Origin of the sequence: Brucella sp. NBRC 12953 (assembly GCF_040369775.1) — a bacterium.
In the GTDB taxonomy this organism is placed as follows: domain Bacteria; phylum Pseudomonadota; class Alphaproteobacteria; order Rhizobiales; family Rhizobiaceae; genus Brucella; species Brucella pseudogrignonensis.
Genome location: NZ_BAABSV010000003.1, coordinates 21239 through 45711 on the forward strand (window position 1 = coordinate 21239; position 24473 = coordinate 45711).

The window sequence follows — 24473 nt, forward strand, 5'->3', positions numbered from 1 at the left end:
AGCGCTTACTCGGCTGCGGCGGTCGACTCTTCTTCAAGAGCGATCGTATTGGCTTCATAGCCATGCGCCTTTTTGAGCGCCGCCCGTACACCCGCTTCATAATCCGGATGGATGAGCTTGAAGTGGCCCAGCTGACGTTCAACGATGAAGCCCGGAACACCCGTCATTGCAGCGGCAATGTTGGAGAACAGGCGCAGCTTCTGGCCATCATCGAACAGGTTGAACAAAGCACGCGGCTGCGAATAGTCATCATTACCAATGCGATGATTATAACGATCTGCATTGCCGGTAATGCGCAGCGGTGGTTCCTTGGCTGATGGCTGCTCAACCGGACCGTTGAACGAGTTCGGCTCGTAATACGCATCCGGATTACCCGTTGCGATGCCGCCAAAAGTATTCATCTGACCATCGCGGTGATAGTGATGCACAGGGCATTTCGGCTGGTTCACCGGCATGTTTTCATAATGCGTGCCTAGACGATGACGATGTGCATCGGCATAGGAGAACAGGCGAGCCTGCAACATCTTGTCCGGCGAATAGCTGATGCCCGGTACGATGTTCGACGGCGAGAATGCAGCGTTTTCAATCTCGGTGAAGTAATTTTCCGCATTGCGGTTGAGCTCCATCACGCCAATATCGATTGGCGGATAGTCAGCATGTGGCCACACCTTGGTGAGATCGAACGGATTGTAAGGCGTTTTGTCGGCGTCCAGTTCCGGCATAATCTGCACCTGAACCTTCCACTTCGGGAATTCGCCCTTATCGATGGACGTGAACAGATCTTCCTGCGTGGACTCACGCGTACGGCCGATCACATGCTCGGCTTCTTCATTCGTCCAGTGCTTATGGCCCTGCAGGGTTTTGAAGTGGAACTTGACCCAGTAGCGCTCGCCCGCTTCATTCCAGAAGGAATAGGTGTGCGAGCCATAACCGTTGATGTGACGCACATCGGTTGGCAAACCGCGATCAGACATCAGGATTGTCACCTGATGCAGACTTTCTGGCGAAAGCGACCAGAAATCCCACATAGCGGTAGAAGAACGCAAATTAGTCTTGGGATGACGCTTCTGGGTGTGGATGAAATCCGGGAACTTCAGCGGATCACGCACGAAGAAGACCGGCGTGTTGTTGCCGACCAGATCCCAGTTGCCTTCTTCGGTGTAGAATTTAAGCGCAAAGCCGCGAACATCGCGCTCAGCGTCAGCAGCACCCTGCTCACCGGCAACAGTCGAGAAGCGCGCCAGCATTGGCGTCTTCGCACCCGGCTGCAATGCCTTGGCTTTGGTATATTTCGAAATATCGCCAGTGATGGTCAGCGTGCCGAATGCACCCCAACCCTTGGCATGAACAACACGTTCCGGAATGCGTTCACGGTTCTGATGCGTCAGCTTCTCAATCAGCTGATAATCCTGCAGCAAGACAGGACCGCGCTCACCGGCGGTAAGGGAATTCTGGTTATCCGGAATAGGCGCACCAGCGCTTGTGGTCAAAATCGGACGGTCTGCCATGGGAATTTCCCTCCTAAAATAAATTGGTCGATCCAGCATTCAGCCTGGCTTTTGGCATGAGCAGCCCCGCTGCATCACGCTCTGGCTGGGTAACGAAGGCAGTTTAGACTTGTTCCAATAATAATCTCCAATTGCTTTTTGTGTTATTATTGATAGGATTTTCTTATCATGTTTACGATCAGACAAATGCGCTATTTCGATGCGCTCGCAAGCACCCTGCATTTTAGGAAAGCGGCTGAGCTGGCACATATTTCGCAACCTGCTCTCTCAGCACAGATTGCCGAAATGGAGGCTGTGGCGGGCGCGTCCCTATTTGAGCGCTCGCAACGTAAAGTCATTATGACAGAGCTTGGCCGCGAGTTGCTGCCCGGCATTCGCACCATCCTGAAAGAACTTCATGCACTTGAGGAAATTTCAGCGCAGAGCAAAGGGCTGCTGCAAACGCAATTGCGGCTGGGCATCATCCCGACAGTAGCACCCTATCTGGTGCCGCATCTCATCCCACTATTGCGAGACCGTCACCCGTCATTCCGCCTGCAATTGCGTGAAAGCGTGACAGCCAAGCTTCTGGACGAGCTTCACGCGGGCGAGATTGACGCCATCGTCGCAGCCCTTCCGATCGTCGATGATCGCCTTGCACATCAGAAGCTTTTTGATGATCGCTTTCTGATTGCCACTTCCAGCAATGACCAGACGATCTTATCCTCGCCCATGACACAGGATAATGTAGCGCTCGACCGCTTGCTATTGCTTGAAGAAGGCCATTGTATGCGTGATCAGGCGCTTGCGGTTTGCTCGCTGCCACCACAGCGCCAGCTGGTCAAATACGGCGCGACCAGCATGACGACGCTTTTGCAGATGGTCAGCCATGGCATGGGTCTGACGCTGATCCCCGAAATTGCAGTGCGTGCTGAAGCGCGCAGCAATCATATGCGGATTGTGCCATTTGACGGTGAGCAGCCAAAACGCGAAATTGCCCTGTTCTGGCGCAGGCAAAGCAAACGCCGCAAAGACTTTCAGGCGCTTGCTGATTGCATTGTCGAAAGTGCAGGCCATCTGCTCATTGACGATGCGGAGCTTGCCACATTGGCATGAAAAAGGCGGCCGTAAAGGCCGCCTTGATAAACCATTACATCCGGTATGATATTACATGCCGCCCGGATAGTTCGGGCTTTCACGGGTGATCGCTACACCATGCGAATGGCTTTCGCGCAGACCAGCATTGGAAATACGCACGAAGGTTGCCTTATCGCGGAATTCTTCCAGTGTCTTGGCACCAACATAGCCCATGGAAGCACGCAGGCCACCAGCGAGCTGGTGCAGAACTGCCGAGATCGGCCCCTTATAAGCGACCTGACCTTCAATGCCTTCCGGCACGAGCTTCAGCTCATCACGGACTTCAGCCTGGAAATAACGGTCTGCCGAACCGCGTGCCATGGCGCCAACCGAGCCCATACCACGGTAGGATTTGAACGAACGACCCTGATGCAGATAAACTTCGCCCGGGCTTTCTTCCGTACCGGCCAGCAATGAGCCAGCCATTGCAGCAACTGCGCCAGCGGCCAGTGCCTTGGCGAAATCACCGGAGAACTTGATCCCACCATCTGCGATCACAGGAATGTTGTGCTTGTGTGCAGCTTCGACAGCCGACATGATCGCCGAGAGCTGCGGCACGCCAACGCCTGCAACAATGCGCGTCGTGCATATCGAACCCGGTCCGATACCAACCTTGACCGCATCTGCACCCGCATCGATCAGCGCCTGTGTGCCGCCAGCGGTGGCAACATTGCCTGCAAGAATAGCGACATTCGGATAAGCCTTCTTGATGCGAGCAACTGCATCAAGAACACGCTGCGAATGACCATGAGCCGTATCGACCACGAGAAGGTCAACGCCAGCATCGATCAGGCGTTCAGCACGTTCATAACCATCTTCGCCAACGCTCGTTGCAGCAGCAGCGCGCAAACGGCCCTGCGCGTCCTTCGCGGCATTTGGATTGAGCTGCGACTTTTCCATGTCCTTGACGGTAATCAGACCAACGCAACGGCCCTTATCGTCAACGACCAGCAGCTTTTCGATGCGGTGCGCATGAAGAAGACGCTTGGCTTCGTCCTGATTGACGTTTTCGCGAACCGTGATGAGATTCTCACGGGTCATCAGTTCATAAATCTTCTGTGCCGGATCAGATGCAAAGCGCACATCGCGGTTGGTCAGAATACCAACGAGACGGCCCGGACCCTTGGTGGCATTTTCAACGACAGGAATGCCGGAAATGCGATGCGCCTTCATAAGCGCCTGTGCATCGGCAAGCGTTGCGTCCGGTCCGATGGTGACAGGGTTCACAACCATACCGGATTCAAACTTCTTCACCTGACGGACTTCTTCAGCCTGACGTTCAGGGGTGAGATTGCGGTGAATAACACCAATACCGCCAGCCTGTGCCATTGCGATAGCAAGGCGCGATTCCGTGACCGTATCCATAGCGGCGGAAAGGAGTGGCAGGTTGAGTTCGATGTCTGCAGCAATGCGGGTGCGCAGATCAACCTGACCTGGCATCACTTCGGAATGGCCCGGCTGCAACAACACATCATCGAATGTGAGAGCGAGAGCGCCGGTGGGCGATTCCACGATTTTAGCCATTGCCAATTCCTTTGAATAAGAAAAGCCGCCTCTCCGGAATATGTTCGGGAGCAGCGACGTGTCTGGGTTACTAGGTTGAATTGGCACCGGCTGGTAACATGCTTATGACCAAATGGAAAGTCTTTTACTTACAAGTTTCAGTTACTGATAACGATTTCCATGATAAATCCTTCCCATAATTAAAGCGATTAGCCCGAAAGGGGCATTATGCGTAAATCCTATAGACGTGTTCCGCTCATTCGCCGGTCACGAGCCATGTGGTTGTCGTCACGCTTGTGGAAGCCAAGACTGGTATTCTGGTGCGGCGCAATTGCTATCGGATTGATCAGTGTCGGCTTCGCCCAGGCGGCAGATATCGCTCAGGACTGGTTCAAAGCAATCACCCACAGCAGCGAGAGTGGCTGGCGTAACTGGCTGCCACTCATCATCACGCCACTTGGTTTCATGCTCTGTTCTTGGATCGCATTGCGGTATTTTCCCGGCTCAGGCGGCAGCGGTATTCCGCAAGCAATAGCGGCACGCCATCTGACCGACCCCGAAGACCGTTCATTATTGCTTTCCATCAAAGTGGCTTTCGGAAAAATCCTGCTGACAATTATGGGGCTTTTTTGCGGAGCATCTATCGGGCGTGAAGGTCCCACCGTTCAGATCGGCGCATCGATCATGTTACAATCCGCCCGCTTTGGCGGCATGGAACAAGCCCGCGGCCTGATCCTTGCGGGCTCAGCAGCAGGCATCGCGGCAGCTTTTAACACGCCGCTTGCGGGCATCGTCTTTGCCATTGAAGAAATGGGGCGTGCCTATGCTGCACGGACCAACGGGCTGGTTCTTTCAGCTGTGATCCTTGCTGGCCTCGCATCACTTGGACTGGTTGGAAACTATAATTATTTCGGCCTGACAACCGTCACCGTTACCACACACATTGAATGGGTCTTGGTGATCGCCTGTGGCGTTATTGGCGGTGCCTTGGGTGCAATCTTCAGTGCATTGGCTCTGAGTATTACCAAGCAAACACGTCGGTTGATGCAGAAAGCACCATTGCGTAATAGCATCCTTTTTGCTGGCACATGCGGCTTTATCATTGCAATTATCGGCATAGCAACAGGTGGAGCCACCTTTGGCACCGGCTATGATCAGGCTCGCAGTGCAGTTGAAGGCCTTTCACTGCCGCCCTTCTACTTTATAGAAAAGTTTCTTGCGGGACTGCTTTCCATGGCTTCCGGCATTCCCGGCGGTATCTTTGCGCCTTCGCTTTCAGTCGGCGCTGGCCTCGGTAGCACAATCGGTCTCGTGCTGGGGACGAGTGCCAGCCTTGCTGCGGTTTTAGGTATGGCTGGATACTTCGCCGGTGTCGTTCAGGCTCCGATGACGGCCTTTGTTATCATTCTGGAAATGACCGGCAACCATAATAATGTCATCCCGCTTATGTGCGCTTCCATGCTTGGCTATGGTACGGCACGGCTCATTTCGCATGAACCGCTATATCATGCATTGTCGCGCACTTTTGTGGCCGACGTGCTTCGTCAGCGTCGCGCAAAAGATAGAGCCTAGCGGCCTTTTTAATTCCAACATTTGCTCAGCACACGAACCGAGGGAAGCAAATGTTGGAATCAGGCCAGTAAATTTTTGAATCTGGTGAGGTTTGCGGATTTGAAGTTCTTAACCGTAAGTGCGACACAAATGATGGGAGCTTCAAATCTATAGTACTTGAGCGCCGAGCGCCCTCCTGGGCGCACAAAGGTTGCTCCAACACTCTATATTTACAGCATAATTTTACTTACGACTGATTCAATTTTAAGGAATTATGCTGTAATTATCGACTGATTATTCATTTCAGGGGGAGAAAAAAATGGACAGACGTACATTCGCAAAAACGCTTGCAGGGCTTGGAACAATGCCCTTCATAGTCGGTCAGGCATCAGCGGCAGGTAGGGGAGACCAAGATATGCTGGAACTTATGGGCGGAAGCATCAGTGATGTACCGGGAATCAAACTCGGCCATCACACACTGACAAAGCGCCCGACAGGCTGCACGGTTCTGCTCTGCGAAGAAGGTGCAACTGCTGGCGTCGATGTGCGCGGCTCGGCCCCCGGAACCCGCGAAACCGACCTTCTTGACCCCATCAATTATGTTCAGCAGGTACAGGCCATTCTGCTGTCTGGTGGCAGTGCCTATGGCTTGAGTGCCGCGACTGGCGTTATGCGCTATCTTGAAGAGAATAATCTCGGTTTCAAGATTGGCAAAGGCGTTGTGCCGATTGTACCGGCCGCGATCCTCATGGATCTCGGCGTCGGTGATTTTTCTATCCGCCCGGATGAAGAGGCGGGTTATCTTGCCTGTAAGGCCGCGAAATCAGAAGCATCCGGCGAAGGCAATATCGGTGCAGGTGCAGGTGCCACCGTCGGCAAAATGTTCGGCATGGACTACGCCATGAAAGGCGGCCTCGGCACGGCAAGCTACAAGGTGCCGGGCACCGAAGTCGTGGTCGGTGCGATTGTTGCGGTCAATGCTGTTGGCGATGTCTATGCGCCCAATTCGCAGCAAATTCTGGCGGGCGCGCGTAATGAAGACGGCAAGGGCTTCCGCAATATCATGGATTCGATCATGCAGGGTCGCAATGTCGTCAAGTCTGGCGGCGCCAACACCACCATTGGTGCAATTGCAACCAACGTCCCTTTCAACAAGGCAGAACTTAAGAAAATCGCCGGTATGGCGCATGATGGCTTTGCGCGAACGATTAACCCGATCCACACAATGTGGGATGGCGATACCATCTTTGCGCTCTCGACAGGCAAGGCAACTGGTGTTGAAGCTGATGTAACGGCTATTGGTGCGATTGCCGCAACCGTGATGGCACAGGCCGTTGCCCGTGCGGTGACGCAGGCTGAAAGTCTGCCAGACCTAAACCTGCCCGCCCATCGGGATTATGTTTAGAGCGCATCCCGAAAAGTGCGAAGCGGTTTTCGGAAAAAGATGCGCTTAAAAATAAATGGATAGAGCATTTTCAATGACTCAATCAAAACAGGAAATGCTCTAGAGCGCCGATCTGATCCAATCAGATCAAAGCCCGCTCTCAAGCATAAGTCTTATTGGATTGAAACGAGGATCGACCTGATGGAACGGGATCGATCCTCCAAACGGAAAGTTCTCGATAACCACATCAACACGCAGCAATTGAAACAGTCCGCAATATACGCGATAGGAGAAGTCGCAGTAGATTGATTTTCATCTGAAAAACGGGGTCGGGCACGGTATGACAGGCAATTCCCTCAAATTCGGCACAAGCGGCCTTCGAGGCCTAGCAACCGAGCTCAACGGATTGCCTGCCTATGCCTATTCGCTTGCTTTCGTTAACATGCTGGCAGCAAGGGGCGGCCTGCATCCAGGCGATAAGGTTTTCGTCGGCCAGGACTTGCGGCCCTCCAGCCCCGACATTGCAGCCCTCACAATGGGCGCCATCGAAGATGCCGGTTTCAAGCCTGTCGATTGCGGCGTGCTACCCACCCCAGCTCTCAGCTATTTCGCGATTTCGCAGAACGCGCCCTGCATTATGATCACTGGCAGTCATATTCCGGATGATCGCAACGGGCTTAAATTCTATCGTCGCGATGGCGAGATCGATAAGGATGATGAAGCCGCAATCAGCGTGGCCTACGCAAAGCTTCCGGCAGACCTTGCACCACGCAAAGCAACAAATCTTCCCGTAAGCGCAGACGCGCTCGACGCTTATGCAAAACGCTATACCAAGCTTCTTGGAGCAAACAGCCTTTCCGGTTTAAAAGTCGGCGTTTATCAGCATTCGTCGGTTGCACGCGATCTTCTGATGAAAGTCCTCAGTGAACTGGGCGCTGATGCGGTCGCTCTGGGCCGTTCCGATGTTTTTGTACCTGTCGATACGGAAGCGCTGCGCCCTGAAGATATTCAGCTCCTTGCGAACTGGGCCAAACAGGATCGTTTTGACGCCATTGTCTCGACTGACGGTGATGCGGATCGTCCACTGATTGCCGATGAGCACGGTGAATTTGTGCGAGGCGATCTTGTCGGCGCGATTACAGCCGCCTGGGCTGACGCTGATACAATCGTCACACCCGTAACGTCGAATGCAGCACTGGAAGAATGCGGAAAATTTGCCCGCGTGCTGCGTACCCGCGTCGGCTCGCCCTATGTCATTTCAGGCATGGAACAAGCTTTGAGCGAAAAGGCCAATGCTGTCGTCGGCTTTGAAGCCAATGGTGGCGTGCTTCTCGGCAGCACGGTTGAAAAATCAGGCCATGCACTTTCAGCGCTGCCAACGCGCGATGCGCTTCTGCCTATTCTGGCCTGCCTTTGCACGATGAAAGAAACGCAGAAACCTCTCTCTGAAATCGCAAAAAGCTACGGGTTCCGCGTGGCCCTGAGTGATCGGCTGCAGGACGTACCGCAGGAGAAAAGCGCGGCCTTTCTTTCCGTAATCACGCAGGAAGACGCGCGCATTCATCTTTTCCCGCCAAGCGATAACGTTATACGGCTTGAAACAATCGACGGCGTGAAGCTGTTTTTTGCGTCAGGCAATGCGGTGCATTATCGTGCATCAGGCAATGCGCCGGAACTTCGCTGTTATGTCGAAGCCTCTGATGCAGAACAGGCCGCAAAACTATTGACCATGGGACTTGAAATCGCCCGCAACGCAACGAAGGATGCAAACAGCAAATGAGCTTTATTCCGGTTATAATTAGCGGTGGCTCAGGCTCCAGACTTTGGCCGCTTTCGCGTGACGCACATCCCAAGCCATTTATCGAACTGCCCGATGGTGGCACGCTGATCGGCAAAACCTATGCGCGCGCGTCGCATCTTGATGATGTGGATCAGATTCTCACTGTCACCAACCGCGATTTTCTGTTCCTGACGCTCGACGCCTATGCTGCTGCGGGCGCACGCAAAATCGAAAATACGTTTCTGCTTGAACCGCTTGGGCGCGACACGGCACCGGCTGTGGCACTCGCTGCCCTTCAGGCCGCAGCTGCTTATGGCGAAAACACCGTCCTTCTGGTCATGCCTGCAGATCACCTGATCGAAGATGAAGCCGCATTTGCTGAAGCCGTCAGCAAGGCCCGCTCCATTGCCGAAACAGGCCGTATCGTCACATTCGGCATCGTACCTGATCATCCGGAAACAGGCTTTGGCTATATCGAAGTTGACGGTACCGATGTTCTTCGTTTTGTCGAAAAGCCCGATGAAATAACCGCTCAGTCCTATGTGGACGGTGGCCGCCATTATTGGAACTCCGGCATGTTCTGCTTCCAGGCAGCCACAATGATTGCCGCCATGCAGGTTCATGCACCGGAGGTCCTTGCTGGTGCAAAGGCAGCGCTTGAAGCAGCCCGTCGCGGAAGCAACGGCGAAACCAAAACGCTTGAGATTGCCAAAGATCAGTTTGCGGCCACACCTGCCATTTCCATCGACTATGCCGTCATGGAAAAGGCGCAGAATATCGCCTGTATCCCGGTTTCCTGTGGCTGGTCAGACATTGGTTCATGGGCCGCAATGGCCGACCTCGTGACACCGGATGCTGAAGGCAACCGCCTGCGTGGCGAAACAGTGCTCGAAGATACAACCGACAGCTTCGTTCTTTCGGAAACACGTCTCGTCAGCCTCGTCGGCGTTCACGACCTGTTGGTTGTCGACACGCCGGACGCGCTGCTGGTCGCCCATCGCGACAAAGCACAGGACGTCCGCAAAGTGTTCAACAAGCTTCGTGCGAAGGGCCATGAAGCTGCAAAACTGCATCGCACCGCGCATCGTCCTTGGGGAACCTATACCGTTCTCGAAGAAGGCGATGGCTTCAAGATCAAACGTATTGAGGTGAAATCCGGCAGCCGCCTCAGCCTTCAGGCCCATCATCACCGTTCCGAACACTGGATCGTTGTTTCAGGCACTGCCAAAGTCACCAATGGCGACCGGGAAATCCTGCTGACGACCAACCAGTCGACCTATATTCCGTGCGGCTTCAAACACCGTCTGGAAAACCCTGGCATTTTACCGTTGGTACTGATTGAAGTGCAGAGTGGAGAATATCTGGGTGAAGACGACATCGTTCGTTTTGATGATGTTTACGGTCGCACCTGATTCAAAACGCGCTACGCGAATTGTGATCTGAATCATTAGAGCGCCGTGCGCCCCTCCGGGCGCATGGCGCTCTAACACTTTATATTTAAAGCGTAATTTTACCTTAAACTGATTCAAGTTTAAGGAATCATGCTGTAGCAAATGGTGGTTCTTCGCGTTCGCGAATCCGCTATAGTCACTGCATGACGATCCAGCACTTAAGCGAAACCATTATCAACCAGATTGCCGCTGGCGAGGTGATTGAACGCCCTGCCAGCGTAATCAAAGAGCTAGTCGAAAACGCCATCGATGCGGGCGCAACCCGTATCGAAGTCGTAACGGCCGGTGGCGGCAAGACGCTGCTGCGTGTCACGGATAATGGTTCAGGTATTCCGTCAAATGAGTTGCCACTGGCAGTTTCACGGCATTGCACGTCGAAGCTGACCGATGATGTGCATGATATTCGCGCGCTCGGTTTCCGTGGCGAGGCCCTGCCCTCAATCGGCTCCGTGTCGAAACTGACACTGAAATCCCGCCCACAGGATGCGGAATCAGGATTTGAGGTTGCAGTCAATGGCGGGCATCTGGACGGCCCTCGCCCGTCAGCACTGAACCGCGGCACCATCGCAGAAGTGCGCGATCTCTTTTATGCGACGCCTGCACGTCTCAAATTCATGAAGACGGACCGCGCCGAAGCGACAGCCATTACCGATGTCGTAAAGCGCATTGCCATCGCCTTCCCGCATGTCCGGTTTTCGCTGGCCGGCACTGACCGGACGCCGCTTGAACTTCCGGCAACCGGCACCGGCGCTGAAGCCACGCTTGAGCGTATCGGGCAGATTCTCGGTAAGGAGTTTTCCGAGAATGCACTACATATCGATGCCGAACGCGATGGCATCCGACTGGCCGGATTTGCCGGTATTCCCTCATTCAATCGCGGCAATGCATTGCATCAGTTTGCCTATGTGAATGGCCGTCCTGTTCGCGATAAACAGATTTTCGGGGCGCTGCGCGGTGCTTATTCCGATGTCATCGCACGCGACCGCCATCCGGTGGCAGTTCTCTTCCTCACCCTTGATCCTGCCCTTGTCGATGTCAATGTGCATCCCGCCAAAGCAGACGTGCGCTTCCGCGATCCGGGTCTGGTGCGCGGCCTTATCGTAGGCGCGATCAAGCAGGCGCTTTCACAATCCGGCATCCGCCCGGCAACCAGCGGCGCAGAAGCCATGTTGCAGGCGTTCCGTGCAGAGGGGTTTCAACCGCGCCCTGCAACCAACAATTATGCAGCGCCAGCGTGGCGTCCAGCGACAACGGCCACTCCGAGAACCGAATGGTCGCCGCAGACGGCCCATCCGGCACATAAGCCGCTTGAATTTGACAGCCCGCTTGCGTTTCATGAGGACGAGCAGGCTACGATTGCAACGATAACAATGCCTTCTGCCGATGCACGCGCGACAATCGCTGAAGCACCGGTCGAGCAGATGCAGAAGCCACTGGGTGCAGCACGCGCTCAGATTCACGAAAATTATATCGTCTCTCAGACCGAAGATAGTCTTGTGATCGTTGATCAGCACGCGGCCCACGAACGGCTTGTCTATGAAGCCTTGAAGAACGCGCTGCATTCGCGTCCGATCGCAGGGCAAATGCTGCTGATTCCTGAAATCGTCGATCTTCCTGAAGAGGATGCCGAACGGCTCGCCGCGCATTCCGAAACGCTGGCAAAATTCGGGCTTGGCATAGAGCAATTTGGCCCCGGTGCTATCGCAGTCCGTGAAACGCCCGCCATGCTGGGCGAAATGAACGTGCAGCAGCTCATCCGCGATCTGGCCGATGAAGCTGCCGAACATGATACGTCCGATGGTCTCAAAGCTATGCTCGACCATGTTGCGGCGACTATGGCCTGCCATGGTTCCGTGCGTTCGGGTCGTCGCTTAAAGCCCGAAGAAATGAACGCGCTTCTGCGCGACATGGAGGCAACACCCGGTTCCGGCACATGCAATCACGGACGCCCAACCTATATTGAGCTGAAGCTCACCGATATTGAACGATTGTTCGGAAGGCGCTAGAACATTTCTGAGATTAGAGCGCCTTTCGATCTGTCTCAATCAGATCGGAAGGCGTTCTAAAACCTATTTACATGAAGCATAATCCCATCGATCCTCGTTTCACTCCGATAGGACACATGCTCTGAGGAACTACAAAATGAACAGATTTGAATCCCCGCGCTCGTCAGAAGCAGTGCTGCGTTATCTCGACGGCGATTTTGAAATCGTAAAGCACGGCTCTTATGTTGTCTGCGCGGTTACAAGCACACAAATTCCGCTCGACGAGCTGAAATATTGGAGCGTTGCTCGTCAGGAAGCCTATGCAACGGGCCTGATTTCCTATGAGCGTGAGCTTGAACTCAATCCCGAATTGCGCAGCCGCAAGAAAGCGTAGAGCATTTCCGGCTTTCATTGAATCGTTGAGAATGCACTATCGAACTATTTTTGCGCACATCTTGTTCCGAAAACCGCTTCCCACTTTTCGGGATGCGCTCTAAATCGAGCGGACCTTGTAACGCTCGATTGCCGTATCAAGAATACGGCCAACTGCGTCTTTGCGTTCAAATGCCAGAGCAACATCCAGCACGGCGAGATTTCGAATAAACGCATTCGGAACGTCGCTCATTGTTACAAGGCGCACATGATCCTTGGCTGTCGTGATCAGACCGACGCCAAGCTTTTCTGCCGTTTCAATCAGCTTGGCGATATCGTCCGGTTGATAGCTATAGTGATCAGGGAAGGTTTTCCCTTCCGCAACTTCGCCACCAGCCTGCTGCACACTTGCGAAAAACTTGGACGGATTGCCGATTCCCGCAAAAGCCAGCCAGCGATTGCCTGCAACGTCAGCCGATGATGAAGGCTGCAACTGCGCCTCATAGACGGCACGCCCGGCACGCGAAGCCTGTCGAACAACAAAATCGGCTTCTGCACCCTTGCCGATTCGCAGAACAGCGTCTGTCTTGCGCATCTGATCCGTCAAAGGAGCACGCAATGGACCAGCCGGAATGACTTTGCCATTTCCAATACCGCGTGTTGAATCCACCACCAGCAGAGAAAAATCCGTATGCAGGCGTGCGCTCTGAAACCCATCATCCATGATGATGAAATCGCAGCCGCGCTGATGCAATTCCAACGCCGATTTCAGCCGATCCGGGCAAAGCGCCACTGGAGCATGTCGTGCAAGCAGTAGCGGTTCGTCACCGACATGGCGCGCGCTATCCGCAGACGGGTCAACGATATGCAGGCCCTTGTAATTGCCGCCATAACCGCGCGAAACGATGCCGGGATGCAGACCGCGTTCCTTTGCAGCTTTTGCAAAGGCAATTGCGGTCGGTGTTTTACCAGCACCGCCGACCGTGAAATTACCGATACAAAGAACAGGTGCAGGGACTTTGGGTGGCTCGGCTTTAAGAAGCCTGCGACCCGCAACGGCTCCGTAAATCCAGGATAGCGGCGCCAGACCATAAGCACGCCAGTTAGGCTTATCCCACCAGAAGGGTGGTGCCTCGCTCGCCATGCTCAGATGCCGCCATTGATGAACGGCACTTCACTGCGATTGCCCGGTAACTGCGCCTGCAGGATCAGCGGCTGAATGAAGGGTTCTAGCGAGCTCAGAGTACGATCGAGCGCACCGCGCATGTCCTTCACCGTATTCGCGCCGGCAGTAATCATGCTGCGCAAATGCTGCGGATTGTTGAAAAGGAAATTGATCGCGCCAGCGAGCATGTTGCGATCCTTCACCACGCGCGCGCCACCGTTTTTGATGAGACGCTGGAAAGATTCGCGGAAGTTCTGAACATTCTTGCCGGTGAGTACGGCTGTTCCCATCATGGCGGGCTCTAGCGGATTGTGCCCACCTTCCTTGGTCAGCGAATTGCCGATAAAAGCGATTTCGGTGAGCTGCAGATAAAGGCCCATTTCACCAATCGTATCGCCGAGCAGAATATCCGTATCCGCTTCAATCACATCGCCACGGCTGCGTGCTGCAACTTTCAGCCCCTTTGCGCCAAGCATGGCTTCGATTTCCGGCGCCCGATTTGGATGGCGTGGGACAATGATTGTGACAAGACGTGGATAGCGCACTTTCAACATTTGGTGCACTTCGGCAGCGATTTCTTCTTCACCGTCATGCGTGGAGATCGCAGCCCAGGTACGCCGTCCGGCAATCTGGCGCTGCAATGTTGCGAGCGCTGCCGGATCAGCAGGTGCGGGCGCGGTATCAACTTTGAGATTACCCGAAACGCTTACGGGTCTTGCGCCAAGCGCGCGGAAACGATCACCGTCAAGCTCGGACTGCGCAATCACATGCGCGAAATTTTCAAACAGTGCCTCGGCAAGTTCCGGTCGTTTCTGCCATGCGGCAAAGGATCGATCCGACAGGCGACCGTTAACGAGTACCTGCGGGATATGGCGCGCGCCAAGCGAAAGAACCGTTGCGGGCCAGATTTCCGACTCACAGCCGATTGCGAGATCTGGCTTCCAGTGATTGAGGAAATTGTTGACGGCGGGTTGCAGATCAAGCGGTGCATATTGATGGATGACCTGATTGCCCAGCTGATCGGCAACGAGCTTGGCGGACGTGACCGTCCCCGTCGTCATGACGATATGAATGCCGGTTGCAACAATGCTTTCGATCAGCGGCGTCATCGCCACCGACTCACCCACACTTGCAGCATGAGCCCAGATGACCGGGCCTTGCGGTCTTGCAATGGAAGTCTTGCCGTAGCGCTCGCCGCGCCGCACACGTTCTTCCTTGCCCCGCGAGGCGCGATAGGAAATGTAAGTTCCGATGAATGGATAGGCGGCAGAGCCGAGCATACGATAGGCCGACAGCATGTTTCGTGCCCAACGTTCACTCATTTGCTCGTCTCCAATGCGCCATAGGCCTTGGTCGTCGCGTCATTAAGCTGGCGCGTCAGTTCCATGCGCTTTTCTTCCAGTTCTGCCTCATCGGCATTTGCATCCACCCAGACCGGCTCGCCGTAGACTATTGTCGAACGTCCAAATGGCAATGGAATTGTGGTCTTGTCCCATGTCTTCTGAAGGACATGATTGCGAGAAAAAGCATAAGCGCAAGGCATAATTGGCCGACCTGACAATTTGGCCAGCAAAATAATTCCTTCGCCCGCTTCACGCGCTTTGCCATGGGCAATATCGGCAATCATCGAAACCGATTGCCCTTTTTTTAATGCGTTTTTAAGTGTGAGCAGTGCGCGCGCGCCACCCTTTTTGGCGGAGTTTCCTTCGCCACGGCCACCGGAACCGCGCACAGTGATGAATCCGAATTTTTCGGCAACCCGCGCATTCAGCTCAGCATCCGCACTCCGTGAGAACATTGCCACAACTTCGAGATTATGCGGGCGCACGGCAGCCGCCATAATGTGCTGGCCATGCCAAAAGGTAACGATTGAAGGGCTGTTCTCGATCAAAAAGACTTTGGGGTCAGCGGAACCCTTAATAAGTGGGTTCGTCACCTTCACGAATTTCATATAGCTGGAAATCAATTGTACCAATGCCGAGCGGACAAAGGCAGAGCGAGCGAGTGGGCCGCGAATGCGACGCCACAACCGCTTGCCAGCACTGTCTGAACGGGTACGTGCACCGGTCTTCACCGGGGCATCTTTTTCCTGAGCCATATGATCTTCGCGCGGTGCAGACAAAAGGCGCTTATTCCGCCTTCAGGTCTACGCCTTCCGGGTCCAGCAAGCGGTGCAGATGCACAATGAAATAACGCATATGAGCGTTGTCTACTGTCTGCTGCGCCTTGGACTTCCAGGCCGTCTTTGCAGATTCGTAATCTGGATAAATCCCAACGACATCGAGATTGTCGAGATCGCGGAACTGGACGGTTCCGAGCTTGGTCAGCTCACCGCCAAATACCAGATGAAGAAGCTGCTTTTTGTCGCCTTCGGCACTCATGACAATATCCCTTGAAACAAACCTATTCGCCGCATGATTAGCTCAATGGCCAGTCCGCGACAACACTCAACATTTCCTGCAAAAGGTTTCCGCTGGAGGCTACCAGCGCACCATGCTGCAGCGTCGGCCCACCATAGATGAGAGGCTCAGCACCATCGGTCAAGAGTGCCCCGCCCGACTCACTCAGAATGAGATCAGCTGCGGCCAAGTCCCAATCATGTGAATTTGGCCGAATGAAGGTACCGGCAATATCACCCCGTGCAACCATCGCAATGCGATATGCAAGAGAAGGCACATATGGGTGCAAAATCACGCGATCACGCCACGCTTCTGGCAGAATTTCCACCATTCTTTTTGCCGAAGCCATGGCAATTTTATGGCCATCTTGTGGCAAACGGGTACTTATCGGCAAACCGTTCTGCGATGCACCGAACCCTTTGCCCGCTTCAATGACCTCATTTAGCACTGGACATTGCAGAACACCGGCAATCGGCTTGCCGTCTTCCACAATCGCCACACTCACGCACCATTGGGACTGGCCACCGATATAAGCGCGCGTGCCGTCGATGGGATCGATTACAAATGCGCGCCGTCGTTTCGCAGCCACGCGGTCATCTGCGGTTTCTTCAGAAATCCAGCCATAATCGGGACGCGCTTCAAGCAGCACTTCCTTGAGATAGTGATCAACCGCGAGATCGGCTTCACTGACCGGCGACTGCCCGTCTTTCAGCCAGACCTCCGGCGACTGCCCGAAATAGCGCATGGCAATACGGCCTGCCTCTCGCGCCGCATGGCGCAGAAGTTCAAGCTCGTTCTGGATATCTTTTCGTTTCTCAATTTCCGGCAAGGGTCATGCCTTCGATCACGAGGGTGGGTGCAGTCATCCCGAAATTCCGATCAATGTCGGATGCAGGCGTCATATTGAGGAACATATCCTTGAGATTAGAAGCAATTGTGACTTCACTCACAGGATAAGCAAGTTCGCCATTCTCAATCCAGAAGCCCGATGCACCGCGACTATATTGGCCGGTAATCATGTCGACGCCCTGCCCGAAAACTTCCGTCACATAGAAACCTGTTCCCAAAGACCGGATCAGATCTTCCGGCGTTTCCGAGCCCGGCTCGATCGCAAAATTGGTTGAGGCAGGCGACACGCCTGAGCCCGAACGCACGCCACGACCATTGCCGATAAGGCTCAGCTCGCGGGCGCTCGAACCGGAGAGCAGCCAATGATTAAGCACACCGTTCTCAATCATCGTAAGCGGCTGACCTTCAATACCTTCGCCATCGAACGGACGTGACGAAGAACCACGAACCCGCAACGGGTTATCCGTAACACTGATACCTGATTTCAAAATCTGCTTGCCTAAACTGTCACGCAGAAAACTGGTCTTGCGGGCAACCGATGCACCATTGATAGCGCTGGCAAGATGGGCTGCAATACCGCGCGCCAGGCGTGGATCGAAAACCACATTGACCGGACCGGTTTTGGCCTGCCGTGCGCCCAGGCGGCGAACTGCGCGTTCACCCGCGCGTCGGCCAATATTTTCAGGCGTATCAAGATCAGCGAAATGAAGGCGGGAGCTGAAATCATAATCCCTCTCCATCTTGGTACCTTCGCCTGCAATCGCGGATACCGAACGACCAAAACGCGTGGCGGCATATTCGCCCGCGAAACCCGAGGACGTGACCAGCACAAGGCCGCCCATGCTGCTCGAAGCGCCTGCGCCGCCGGAATTGGTGACACCTGCAACCGCGCGCGCTGCCTCTTCTGTGGCAAGTGCATCAGCCGTCAGGCGTGCTGTGTCGATCTGTGTCGCGTCAAAAAGATCGAGATCGCGCGGCTGCTTAACCAGAAGCGAAGGATCGGCCAATTGCTCAAAGGGGTCTTCCGGCGCGACCTTCGCCATAGCAACGGCACGCTCAGCCAATCTGTCGGGATCGCTGCCCGCATTTGCAGAAACACTGGCAATTCGGCGACCTACGAAAACGCGCAATGAAAAATCGTCGCTTTCCGACGATTCGGTTCCCTCTACCTTGCCAAGGCGAACGGACACGCTGACCGAACGGGCACGGATCACAACTGCGTCAGCATGATCGGCACCGGCACGCTTTGCAGCGGCAACAAGCTGCGCTGCACGGTCGACAAGTTTACCCGGCGAATTATCTGAAATCATTATATAATCCAAGACTGAGAGGCTAAGAAGGCGCCAGAATGGAGCCACGCTATGTAAACAGCCGTAATCGGAATTTGCAAAAACTTATGTCAAATTATTCGACATCGGACTGATTAGAGCCATATCGTACTCCTATATTGCCGAAATGCTGGGGCTTCAAGGCAAGCCCTCACATTCTTCGAATTCCAAAGCATAACTCAAGAGCATAAAATGGTCGCAACTGGCGGAAGTCTCTACTTACAGGCTCTGATGATTCTGGGTGGTGCAATTATTGCGGCGCCCCTCTTCAAGCGGCTTGGGCTCGGCACAGTTCTGGGCTACCTCGCAGCCGGTATCGTGATCGGTCCAGTGGCGCGCCTGATCTCGGACGGCGAAGAACTGCTGCATTTTTCGGAACTCGGCGTCGTCTTTCTTCTGTTCATCATCGGCCTTGAACTGAAGCCGTCGCGCCTATGGGCTTTGGGACATTCAATTTTTGGATTGGGCGCTGCACAGGTTCTGCTGACTGGATCAGCCCTTGCAGCCTTGGGCATCTATCTGGCGGGATTAAGCACGGAAGCAGCCATCATCATCGGATTTGGCTTGGCGCTTTCTTCAACAGCCTTTGCCATGCAGGTGCTGGAAGATCGTGCAGAAACGAACCAGAAGCATGGACAGCGCGCTTTCGCGATCCTGTTGTTTCAGGATCTCGCAATCGTCCCGATTCTTGCAATCATTCCTGCGTTGTCGCCCAACGAACCCTCGCAAATGACTGCGGGATTTCATTTGGCAACAGCCATTGCAGCCATTGCAGCCCTTGTCATCGCGGGTCGCTATCTGATCAATCCAATGTTCCGGATTATTGCCAATACGGGTGCGCGCGAAGTCATGATCGCAGCAGCGCTGTTTGTGGTGCTTGGGTCGGCAAGCCTGCTGGAGTCGGCCGGTCTTTCCATGGCTATGGGTGCATTCATTGCGGGCGTTCTGCTCGCAGAATCATCCTATCGTCATGAACTGGAAGCAGACATCGAACCATTTCGCGGTATTTTCCTCGGCCTGTTCTTTGTCGCTGTCGGCTTGTCGCTCAATCTGAGCGTTATCCTGCAATATTGGCAGACAATCCTGATCGCGGTTCCAATCTTTATGATTGTGAAAGCAGCGATTACCTATGTGCTGTGCCGCATCTTCCGTTCAAACCACAATGATGCGATCCGTGTAGCATTCCTGCTGCCGCAGGGCGGCGAGTTTGCCTTCGTGTTGTTTTCAGCCGCTGCCGCGGCTGCGGTGATTTCCAATGCACTGAGTTCAGAACTGGTTGCGGCCGTTACCGTTTCGATGGCGCTGACCCCGCTTTCAGTTGCCATTGGCTCGAAACTGCTGATTAAGGACAAGACGGAAGATGTCATCGAAGAGAACTTCGAAGGCGCTGGCTCTGACGTTCTGATGATCGGCTTTTCGCGTTACGGACAGATTTCCGCGCAGATATTGCTCGCTGGTGGCATCGACGTGACTGTTATCGACAACTCGCCCAACCGTGTGAGAGCCGCGGGCAAATTCGGCTTCCGCATTTATTTCGGCGACGGCACCCGCAAGGACGTGCTTGAAGCCGCCGGTATCCGCCATGCCAAGATTGTCGCTGTCTGCACGCATAAGAAGGAAATCACCAACCGGATCGTCAATCTGATCCAGTCGGAATATCCCGATGTGCGTCTGTTTGTGCGGTCTTATGATCGTGAACATACGCTGCAGCTGCGTGCTCAGGGCGTCGAATATGAACTGCGCGAAACCTTTGAATCAGGTCTGCTTTTTGGCCAGCGCACGCTGGAAGGGCTTGGTCTGTCCGAGGCCAATGCCTATGCTATTCGCGAAGATGTGAGGCAGCGTGACGAAGACCGGCTGCATGTTCAGGCTTCGGAAGGTATCATGGCCGGCCGTCACCTGCTGTTCAACAAGCCGGTAACGCCTGAACCTCTGGTGAAGCCAACCCGCGAAGGTCAGCGCATCGATAAGGCTGGCGACAATATCGATGCGGTTGCAAGTGTTGATGAGGGTACCCCGTCAGCCGCAGTTGCGGCTGAATAATGCACTTCCGGCAAAAGTGGGAAGCGGTTCCAATGATTCAGTATTCGCTGGAACCGCGCTAATCTCAGGAAGCGGCGGCTTTTGGCTTGCCGCTTAAAACCGTTTCGAGTGCGATCTTCAGTTCTTCGCGGATATCGACGCTTTGCGACAGAATCTGCTCGAATTTCAGGAAGTCGAGCAAGCCAATCCGTTCAACATTCGGACGCAGGAAAATATGCGGCGGACGATTGCGGAACTTGTTCTCGATAATCGAGCACATGGTCAGCTGGTTTGCACCCATCACCGCTTCAATCGTTGTCGGCATGTAGTCATCAGGGCCAACAGGCGCGCCCACGACGTCGATGCCGATAACAATATCGGCTTTATCGAATAGGAGATCGAACGGAACCGGATTAAGCAATCCGCCATCAACCAGAATGCGTCCACCACGGCGCACGGGACGGAAGACAGGCGGAATGGCGCAGGAAGCAGCGATCGCCGAGCGCAGATCACCCTGCTCGATATTCAGCTCGAGTGCTGCGTGAAAATCCGAGGCCGTGATGCTCATCGGGATTTTCAGCTCTTCCACGTTCTCCGGCAGAGAAGCAGGAAGGAAAACTTCCAGAATCTTTTCAATGTTGAACTGGCTAACGCGGAAACCGCCTTTCAGCAGCTCCACCCAGCGTTCAGGCCGCGCCTGCCACATGCGGCGCGCAACTTCCGAACGGCGATTAAAAATCGCCGCCATATATTCGTGAATTTCCTGGCCGCTCATTCCGTTTGCCATTCCGGCACCGACAATCGAGCCGATGGATGAACCGGCAATGGCCACCGGCTTGATGCCGAGTTCATCCAGCACTTCGATAATATGGATATGCGCGATACCGCGAGCACCGCCGCCGCCAAAGGCGACCGCGATACGCGGAGATGTGGGTATGCTTATATCCATGAAGCTTTCCTCACGGCGTATTGGAGCGCTTCCATGGCGCGCTCCAATATTTGTTTTACCTAAGTGTTAGGACTGCGCAGGCCCGAAAATCAGAATTGCAGGTTCTGCTTCCAGAAGCTTTTTGGCAATAGCCTTCACCTGATCGAGCGTCACCGCATCGATCAATTCAGCGCGCTTGTCGATATATTCACGATCAAGACCAGCTTCCTGAAGACCAACAAGCGTTTCGGCAATCGACACAGAAGAATCGAGATTGTTCACCGCATAAGAGCCTTTGAGATAGCTCTTGGCAGCTTGAAGCTCCGCTTCAGTCGGGCCGTCATTTGCCATGGCTGCGACCTGTTCACGGATGATCTTCAGCGATTCCTGTGCCTTTTCAGGGCGGGTTGCCGTTGAAATCGTCAGCGCCGATACATGATCGCGCAGCGCCATTGATGACGAGACCGAATAGGCTAGGCCGCGCTTTTCACGCACTTCCGCATAAAGACGCGAGGTGAAGCCGCCGCCAAGAATGTGGTTCATCAGGTAAGCTGCAAAGAACTCAGGATCTTTGCGCGGAATTGCCGGATAGACAAAGCTGATCGATGTCTGCGGCATATCAAAGCTGAGGCTTGTTGTCGTACCAAGCGCGAGTTTCGCATCCGGCACCGGCACCAGTTCTGCATTTGCAGGCAGATCGCCAAACACCTTGTCCAGCATCTCACCGAGATCCTTGGCATTGATCGAGCCGACAACACCGACAGTCAGACGATCACGGGCGAAGTTCTTGCGATGGAATGTGGCAAGGTCTTCGCGGCTGATCGACTGCAGCGACTTGACCGTGCCTTCATCCGGGCGACCATAAGGATGGTTGCCGTACAGAACTTCCGAGAATTTGCGCGAAGCAATGGTCGAAGGGTTACGCTGCGAAGCCTCAAGGCTCGCAACAACCTGCTGGCGGATGCGGTCAACAGCGTCCTGATCAAAGCGCGGCTTGTTGACAGCCAATGCCAGAAGATCGCTGACCGCGTCGCGGTTCTCAGCCAGCATACGGATGCTACCCGAAACGGAATCAGGAGAAGCTGTAAAGCTCATCTCGCCGCCGAGATTATCAATGCGCTCCTGGAAGCTGTCAGAATCGAGATCGCCTGCACCTTCGTCAAAAAGGCCGGTCATCAGATTGGCTAGACCTTCCTTGCCACCAGGGTCCTGCGATGTGCCGCCCTTGAACGAGAAGCGCATCGAAACGAGTGGGACAGAATTGTCCTCAACCAGCCAGGCTTTGATGCCCTTTGGTGAGACAACTTCCTGAATTTCGATAGCATTTGCAGGCAGGTTCAAAATGATCAGCAACATCATCGATGTTGCAAGTGCCATCATCGCGGTCTTTGCACGATTAACGTTCAACGCAATAGCTTTGCTCACTGGATTGCTCCTCCCGCGCCATTCTCGTCATTGCCAGCGGCAGCATTCGGATTCTCGCGTGCATTTTCAGGATCTGTATCAGGCGGCAGCAAATAGCTCGTCACCGACTGGTCCTTGACCAGATAGCGGCTTGCCGCATCCTTGATCTGCTCGACGGTGACACCTTTGATCACATCCGGCCACTTCTGAATATCTTCGATACTCATGCCGATGGAGAGTGTGGAACCGTAAATCCGGGCCATGCCGGACTGGCTGTCACGCGCGAATGTCACGGCCTTCAGGAAGCGATTGCGTGCCTGATCGAGTTCGGTCTGTGTCACACCGTCCTTGATGATGCGAGCAACTTCGGCATCGACAGCCTTTTCAACATCGGCCAGTGTCTTGCCGTTTTGCGGAGAACCGTAAACCGAGAATGTACCGTCATCGAGCGGGTCGCCATCATAGCTGGCACCGGTATTGGATGCGATGCCCTGCTTGACGATCAGTTCCTGATAAAGACGCGAGCGGAGCGAGCCACCAAGAATTTCGCTCAGCAGATCAAGCGCCGGGGCGTCCCCTGCTTTCACATCAGGGAAGCGCTTCTCATTGGAGTAAGACGGAACCAGCCATGACATGCGGAACGACGGTGTGCTCACGCGATCATCATGCAACGTCACAACGCGCGCTGCGTGCTTTTCCGGCTCCTGTGGACGCTCACGCGGCAGAACATCGGCACGCTTCGGGATTTTGGCCCAGGTTTTCATGACGAGATCACGGACGCGTTCCGGCGTTACATCACCGGCAATAACCAATGTCGCATTATTCGGCGTGTAATATTGCTGGTAGAAATCAACCGCATCTTTCAGGCTGAGCTTCTCCATTTCCTGCCGCCAGCCGATAACCGGCACGCGGTAAGGATGGTTGTAGAACAGCACAGCGTCGGTGTTTTCCATCAACATCGCTGCGGGATTTGAATCCACCCGCATACGACGCTCTTCAAGGATCACCTCGCGCTCAGTCGTGACAGCTTCTTCATCGAGAACCAGATTGGCCATACGATCCGATTCATAGCCCATCACCATTTCGAGCGCATCTGGTGCAACGCGCTGGAAATAGGCCGTATAATCATACGAGGTGAACGCGTTTTCCTGACCGCCGATCGCTGCGATCTTCGCGGAGAACTCGCCCGCCGGATAGGTCTTGGTGCCCTTGAACATCAGATGTTCAAGAAAATGCGCAATGCCGGATTCACCGGGCGCCTCATCAGCTGAACCGACATGATACCAGATCATCTGCGTGACCACCGGCGCGCGGTGATCCGGAATAACGACGACCTTGAGGCCGTTTTCCAGCGTGAAGCTGCTGATATCTTCGGATTTCGTGATTTCTGGCAGATTTGCTTGTTCTGCAGGCTGAGCAGCCTCGGTTGCTACAGCGGGTGCAGGCGTCTGCGCCCGAACCGAACCTGTTGCAAGTGGCAGAGCCAGCGCCAAACCAAGGGCGGTGGACAACAAATAGTGCCGGAGTGAGGGGTTATGCACCAAACGACATCTCCAATCAGTTTCATTCCGCCCTGACAGCTTTGAGATGTCTGGCGAGCGGCAAGACCTGTATTTACAGCGGTTCCAGTGATGAATTAATCATTAGAACCGCTGTAACTGTTTGTTTTTACGCATTATCCGACGCAAAACCGCTTCGCACTTTTGCTGGAAATGCTATAAAATTCAA

Annotated in this window: 19 protein-coding genes; 8 read left to right on the plus strand and 11 right to left on the minus strand. The window is 54.3% G+C overall.

Going from position 1 to position 24473, the window contains the following annotated elements:
- Positions 1 to 5 precede the first annotated feature (5 nt).
- On the minus strand, positions 6 to 1508 hold the full coding sequence (gene katA / locus ABWV94_RS07630) for a catalase KatA (protein WP_113496800.1): 1503 nt from the start codon (positions 1506 to 1508) through the stop codon (positions 6 to 8).
- Positions 1509 to 1676: 168 nt separating this feature from the next.
- Here katA and ABWV94_RS07635 point away from each other — a divergent pair, with 168 nt between their 5' ends.
- Positions 1677 to 2603, plus strand: a complete 927-nt coding sequence (locus ABWV94_RS07635) for a hydrogen peroxide-inducible genes activator (RefSeq protein WP_113496801.1) — start codon at positions 1677 to 1679, stop codon at positions 2601 to 2603.
- 51 nt (positions 2604 to 2654) lie between these two features.
- Here ABWV94_RS07635 and guaB read toward each other — a convergent pair whose 3' ends face one another.
- Entirely contained in the window at positions 2655 to 4148 is a 1494-nt protein-coding gene (gene guaB, locus ABWV94_RS07640; protein ID WP_007878106.1) for an IMP dehydrogenase, read from the minus strand.
- A 207-nt stretch (positions 4149 to 4355) separates the two neighbouring features.
- On the opposite strand from guaB, the gene ABWV94_RS07645 reads away from it, so the two are divergent.
- The 6 genes from ABWV94_RS07645 (at position 4356) to ABWV94_RS07670 (ending at position 12672) form a co-directional block, all read left to right on the plus strand.
- Complete coding sequence (locus tag ABWV94_RS07645) at positions 4356 to 5699, plus strand: chloride channel protein (RefSeq protein WP_353412974.1); 1344 nt, start codon at positions 4356 to 4358, stop codon at positions 5697 to 5699.
- Between the two features lie 298 nt (positions 5700 to 5997).
- Positions 5998 to 7083, plus strand: coding sequence for a P1 family peptidase (locus tag ABWV94_RS07650; protein ID WP_353412976.1), 1086 nt, complete (start codon positions 5998 to 6000; stop codon positions 7081 to 7083).
- Positions 7084 to 7402: 319 nt separating this feature from the next.
- Entirely contained in the window at positions 7403 to 8842 is a 1440-nt protein-coding gene (locus ABWV94_RS07655) for a phosphomannomutase (RefSeq protein WP_353412978.1), read from the plus strand.
- On the plus strand, positions 8839 to 10254 hold the full coding sequence (locus ABWV94_RS07660) for a mannose-1-phosphate guanylyltransferase/mannose-6-phosphate isomerase (RefSeq protein ID WP_064321145.1): 1416 nt from the start codon (positions 8839 to 8841) through the stop codon (positions 10252 to 10254). Before ABWV94_RS07655 ends, ABWV94_RS07660 begins: the two co-directional genes overlap by 4 nt.
- Positions 10255 to 10436: 182 nt before the next feature.
- Positions 10437 to 12299: a DNA mismatch repair endonuclease MutL gene (gene mutL, locus ABWV94_RS07665; protein ID WP_353412980.1), complete on the plus strand. Its 1863-nt coding sequence runs from the start codon at positions 10437 to 10439 to the stop codon at positions 12297 to 12299.
- A gap of 136 nt (positions 12300 to 12435) precedes the next feature.
- Complete coding sequence (locus ABWV94_RS07670) at positions 12436 to 12672, plus strand: DUF2093 domain-containing protein (protein ID WP_007878094.1); 237 nt, start codon at positions 12436 to 12438, stop codon at positions 12670 to 12672.
- Between the two features lie 99 nt (positions 12673 to 12771).
- Here ABWV94_RS07670 and lpxK read toward each other — a convergent pair whose 3' ends face one another.
- From lpxK to ABWV94_RS07700, 6 genes are read right to left on the minus strand one after another with little or no spacing between them, the layout of a single operon-like run.
- Positions 12772 to 13794: a tetraacyldisaccharide 4'-kinase gene (gene lpxK, locus ABWV94_RS07675; RefSeq protein ID WP_113496807.1), complete on the minus strand. Its 1023-nt coding sequence runs from the start codon at positions 13792 to 13794 to the stop codon at positions 12772 to 12774.
- A gap of 2 nt (positions 13795 to 13796) precedes the next feature.
- Positions 13797 to 15137, minus strand: a complete 1341-nt coding sequence (gene waaA / locus ABWV94_RS07680; RefSeq protein ID WP_353412983.1) for a lipid IV(A) 3-deoxy-D-manno-octulosonic acid transferase — start codon at positions 15135 to 15137, stop codon at positions 13797 to 13799.
- Positions 15134 to 15913 (minus strand): lysophospholipid acyltransferase family protein, encoded by a 780-nt coding sequence (locus ABWV94_RS07685; protein WP_235911255.1) that lies wholly within the window; start codon positions 15911 to 15913, stop codon positions 15134 to 15136. The genes waaA and ABWV94_RS07685 overlap by 4 nt, the downstream gene beginning before the upstream one ends.
- Before the next feature lie 31 nt (positions 15914 to 15944).
- Positions 15945 to 16196, minus strand: a complete 252-nt coding sequence (locus ABWV94_RS07690; RefSeq protein WP_007878087.1) for a DUF4170 domain-containing protein — start codon at positions 16194 to 16196, stop codon at positions 15945 to 15947.
- Positions 16197 to 16233: 37 nt separating this feature from the next.
- Positions 16234 to 17043: a 3'(2'),5'-bisphosphate nucleotidase CysQ gene (locus ABWV94_RS07695; RefSeq protein ID WP_113496809.1), complete on the minus strand. Its 810-nt coding sequence runs from the start codon at positions 17041 to 17043 to the stop codon at positions 16234 to 16236.
- Positions 17030 to 18373, minus strand: a complete 1344-nt coding sequence (locus ABWV94_RS07700) for a TldD/PmbA family protein (protein ID WP_113496811.1) — start codon at positions 18371 to 18373, stop codon at positions 17030 to 17032. The genes ABWV94_RS07695 and ABWV94_RS07700 overlap by 14 nt, the downstream gene beginning before the upstream one ends.
- A 210-nt stretch (positions 18374 to 18583) precedes the next feature.
- On the opposite strand from ABWV94_RS07700, the gene ABWV94_RS07705 reads away from it, so the two are divergent.
- A complete protein-coding gene (locus tag ABWV94_RS07705; RefSeq protein WP_353412986.1) occupies positions 18584 to 20434 on the plus strand; it encodes a monovalent cation:proton antiporter-2 (CPA2) family protein in 1851 nt (616 codons plus the stop codon).
- A 64-nt stretch (positions 20435 to 20498) separates the two neighbouring features.
- On the opposite strand, the gene ABWV94_RS07710 is transcribed toward ABWV94_RS07705, so the two are convergent.
- The 3 genes from ABWV94_RS07710 to ABWV94_RS07720 form a co-directional block, all read right to left on the minus strand.
- Positions 20499 to 21362 carry a patatin-like phospholipase family protein gene (locus ABWV94_RS07710; RefSeq protein WP_353412988.1) on the minus strand — a complete coding sequence of 288 codons (864 nt, stop codon included), beginning with the start codon at positions 21360 to 21362 and terminating at the stop codon, positions 20499 to 20501.
- A 66-nt stretch (positions 21363 to 21428) separates the two neighbouring features.
- Positions 21429 to 22721 (minus strand): M16 family metallopeptidase, encoded by a 1293-nt coding sequence (locus ABWV94_RS07715; RefSeq protein WP_353413519.1) that lies wholly within the window; start codon positions 22719 to 22721, stop codon positions 21429 to 21431.
- A 41-nt stretch (positions 22722 to 22762) separates the two neighbouring features.
- On the minus strand, positions 22763 to 24286 hold the full coding sequence (locus ABWV94_RS07720; protein ID WP_105520150.1) for a M16 family metallopeptidase: 1524 nt from the start codon (positions 24284 to 24286) through the stop codon (positions 22763 to 22765).
- Between the last annotated feature and the right edge of the window lie 187 nt (positions 24287 to 24473).

Coding starts and splice junctions, on each gene's coding strand:
- ABWV94_RS07655 (WP_353412978.1), top strand. CDS start 7,403: ATGACAGGCAATTCCCTCAAATTCGGCACAAGCGGCCTTCGAGGCCTA.
- ABWV94_RS07660 (WP_064321145.1), top strand. CDS start 8,839: ATGAGCTTTATTCCGGTTATAATTAGCGGTGGCTCAGGCTCCAGACTT.
- ABWV94_RS07715 (WP_353413519.1), bottom strand. CDS start 22,721: ATGATGGCACTTGCAACATCGATGATGTTGCTGATCATTTTGAACCTG.
- ABWV94_RS07645 (WP_353412974.1), top strand. CDS start 4,356: ATGCGTAAATCCTATAGACGTGTTCCGCTCATTCGCCGGTCACGAGCC.
- ABWV94_RS07710 (WP_353412988.1), bottom strand. CDS start 21,362: ATGGATATAAGCATACCCACATCTCCGCGTATCGCGGTCGCCTTTGGC.
- ABWV94_RS07650 (WP_353412976.1), top strand. CDS start 5,998: ATGGACAGACGTACATTCGCAAAAACGCTTGCAGGGCTTGGAACAATG.
- ABWV94_RS07635 (WP_113496801.1), top strand. CDS start 1,677: ATGTTTACGATCAGACAAATGCGCTATTTCGATGCGCTCGCAAGCACC.
- ABWV94_RS07670 (WP_007878094.1), top strand. CDS start 12,436: ATGAACAGATTTGAATCCCCGCGCTCGTCAGAAGCAGTGCTGCGTTAT.
- lpxK (WP_113496807.1), bottom strand. CDS start 13,794: ATGGCGAGCGAGGCACCACCCTTCTGGTGGGATAAGCCTAACTGGCGT.
- katA (WP_113496800.1), bottom strand. CDS start 1,508: ATGGCAGACCGTCCGATTTTGACCACAAGCGCTGGTGCGCCTATTCCG.
- ABWV94_RS07705 (WP_353412986.1), top strand. CDS start 18,584: ATGGTCGCAACTGGCGGAAGTCTCTACTTACAGGCTCTGATGATTCTG.
- ABWV94_RS07700 (WP_113496811.1), bottom strand. CDS start 18,373: ATGATTTCAGATAATTCGCCGGGTAAACTTGTCGACCGTGCAGCGCAG.
- guaB (WP_007878106.1), bottom strand. CDS start 4,148: ATGGCTAAAATCGTGGAATCGCCCACCGGCGCTCTCGCTCTCACATTC.
- mutL (WP_353412980.1), top strand. CDS start 10,437: ATGACGATCCAGCACTTAAGCGAAACCATTATCAACCAGATTGCCGCT.
- ABWV94_RS07685 (WP_235911255.1), bottom strand. CDS start 15,913: ATGGCTCAGGAAAAAGATGCCCCGGTGAAGACCGGTGCACGTACCCGT.
- waaA (WP_353412983.1), bottom strand. CDS start 15,137: ATGAGTGAACGTTGGGCACGAAACATGCTGTCGGCCTATCGTATGCTC.
- ABWV94_RS07690 (WP_007878087.1), bottom strand. CDS start 16,196: ATGAGTGCCGAAGGCGACAAAAAGCAGCTTCTTCATCTGGTATTTGGC.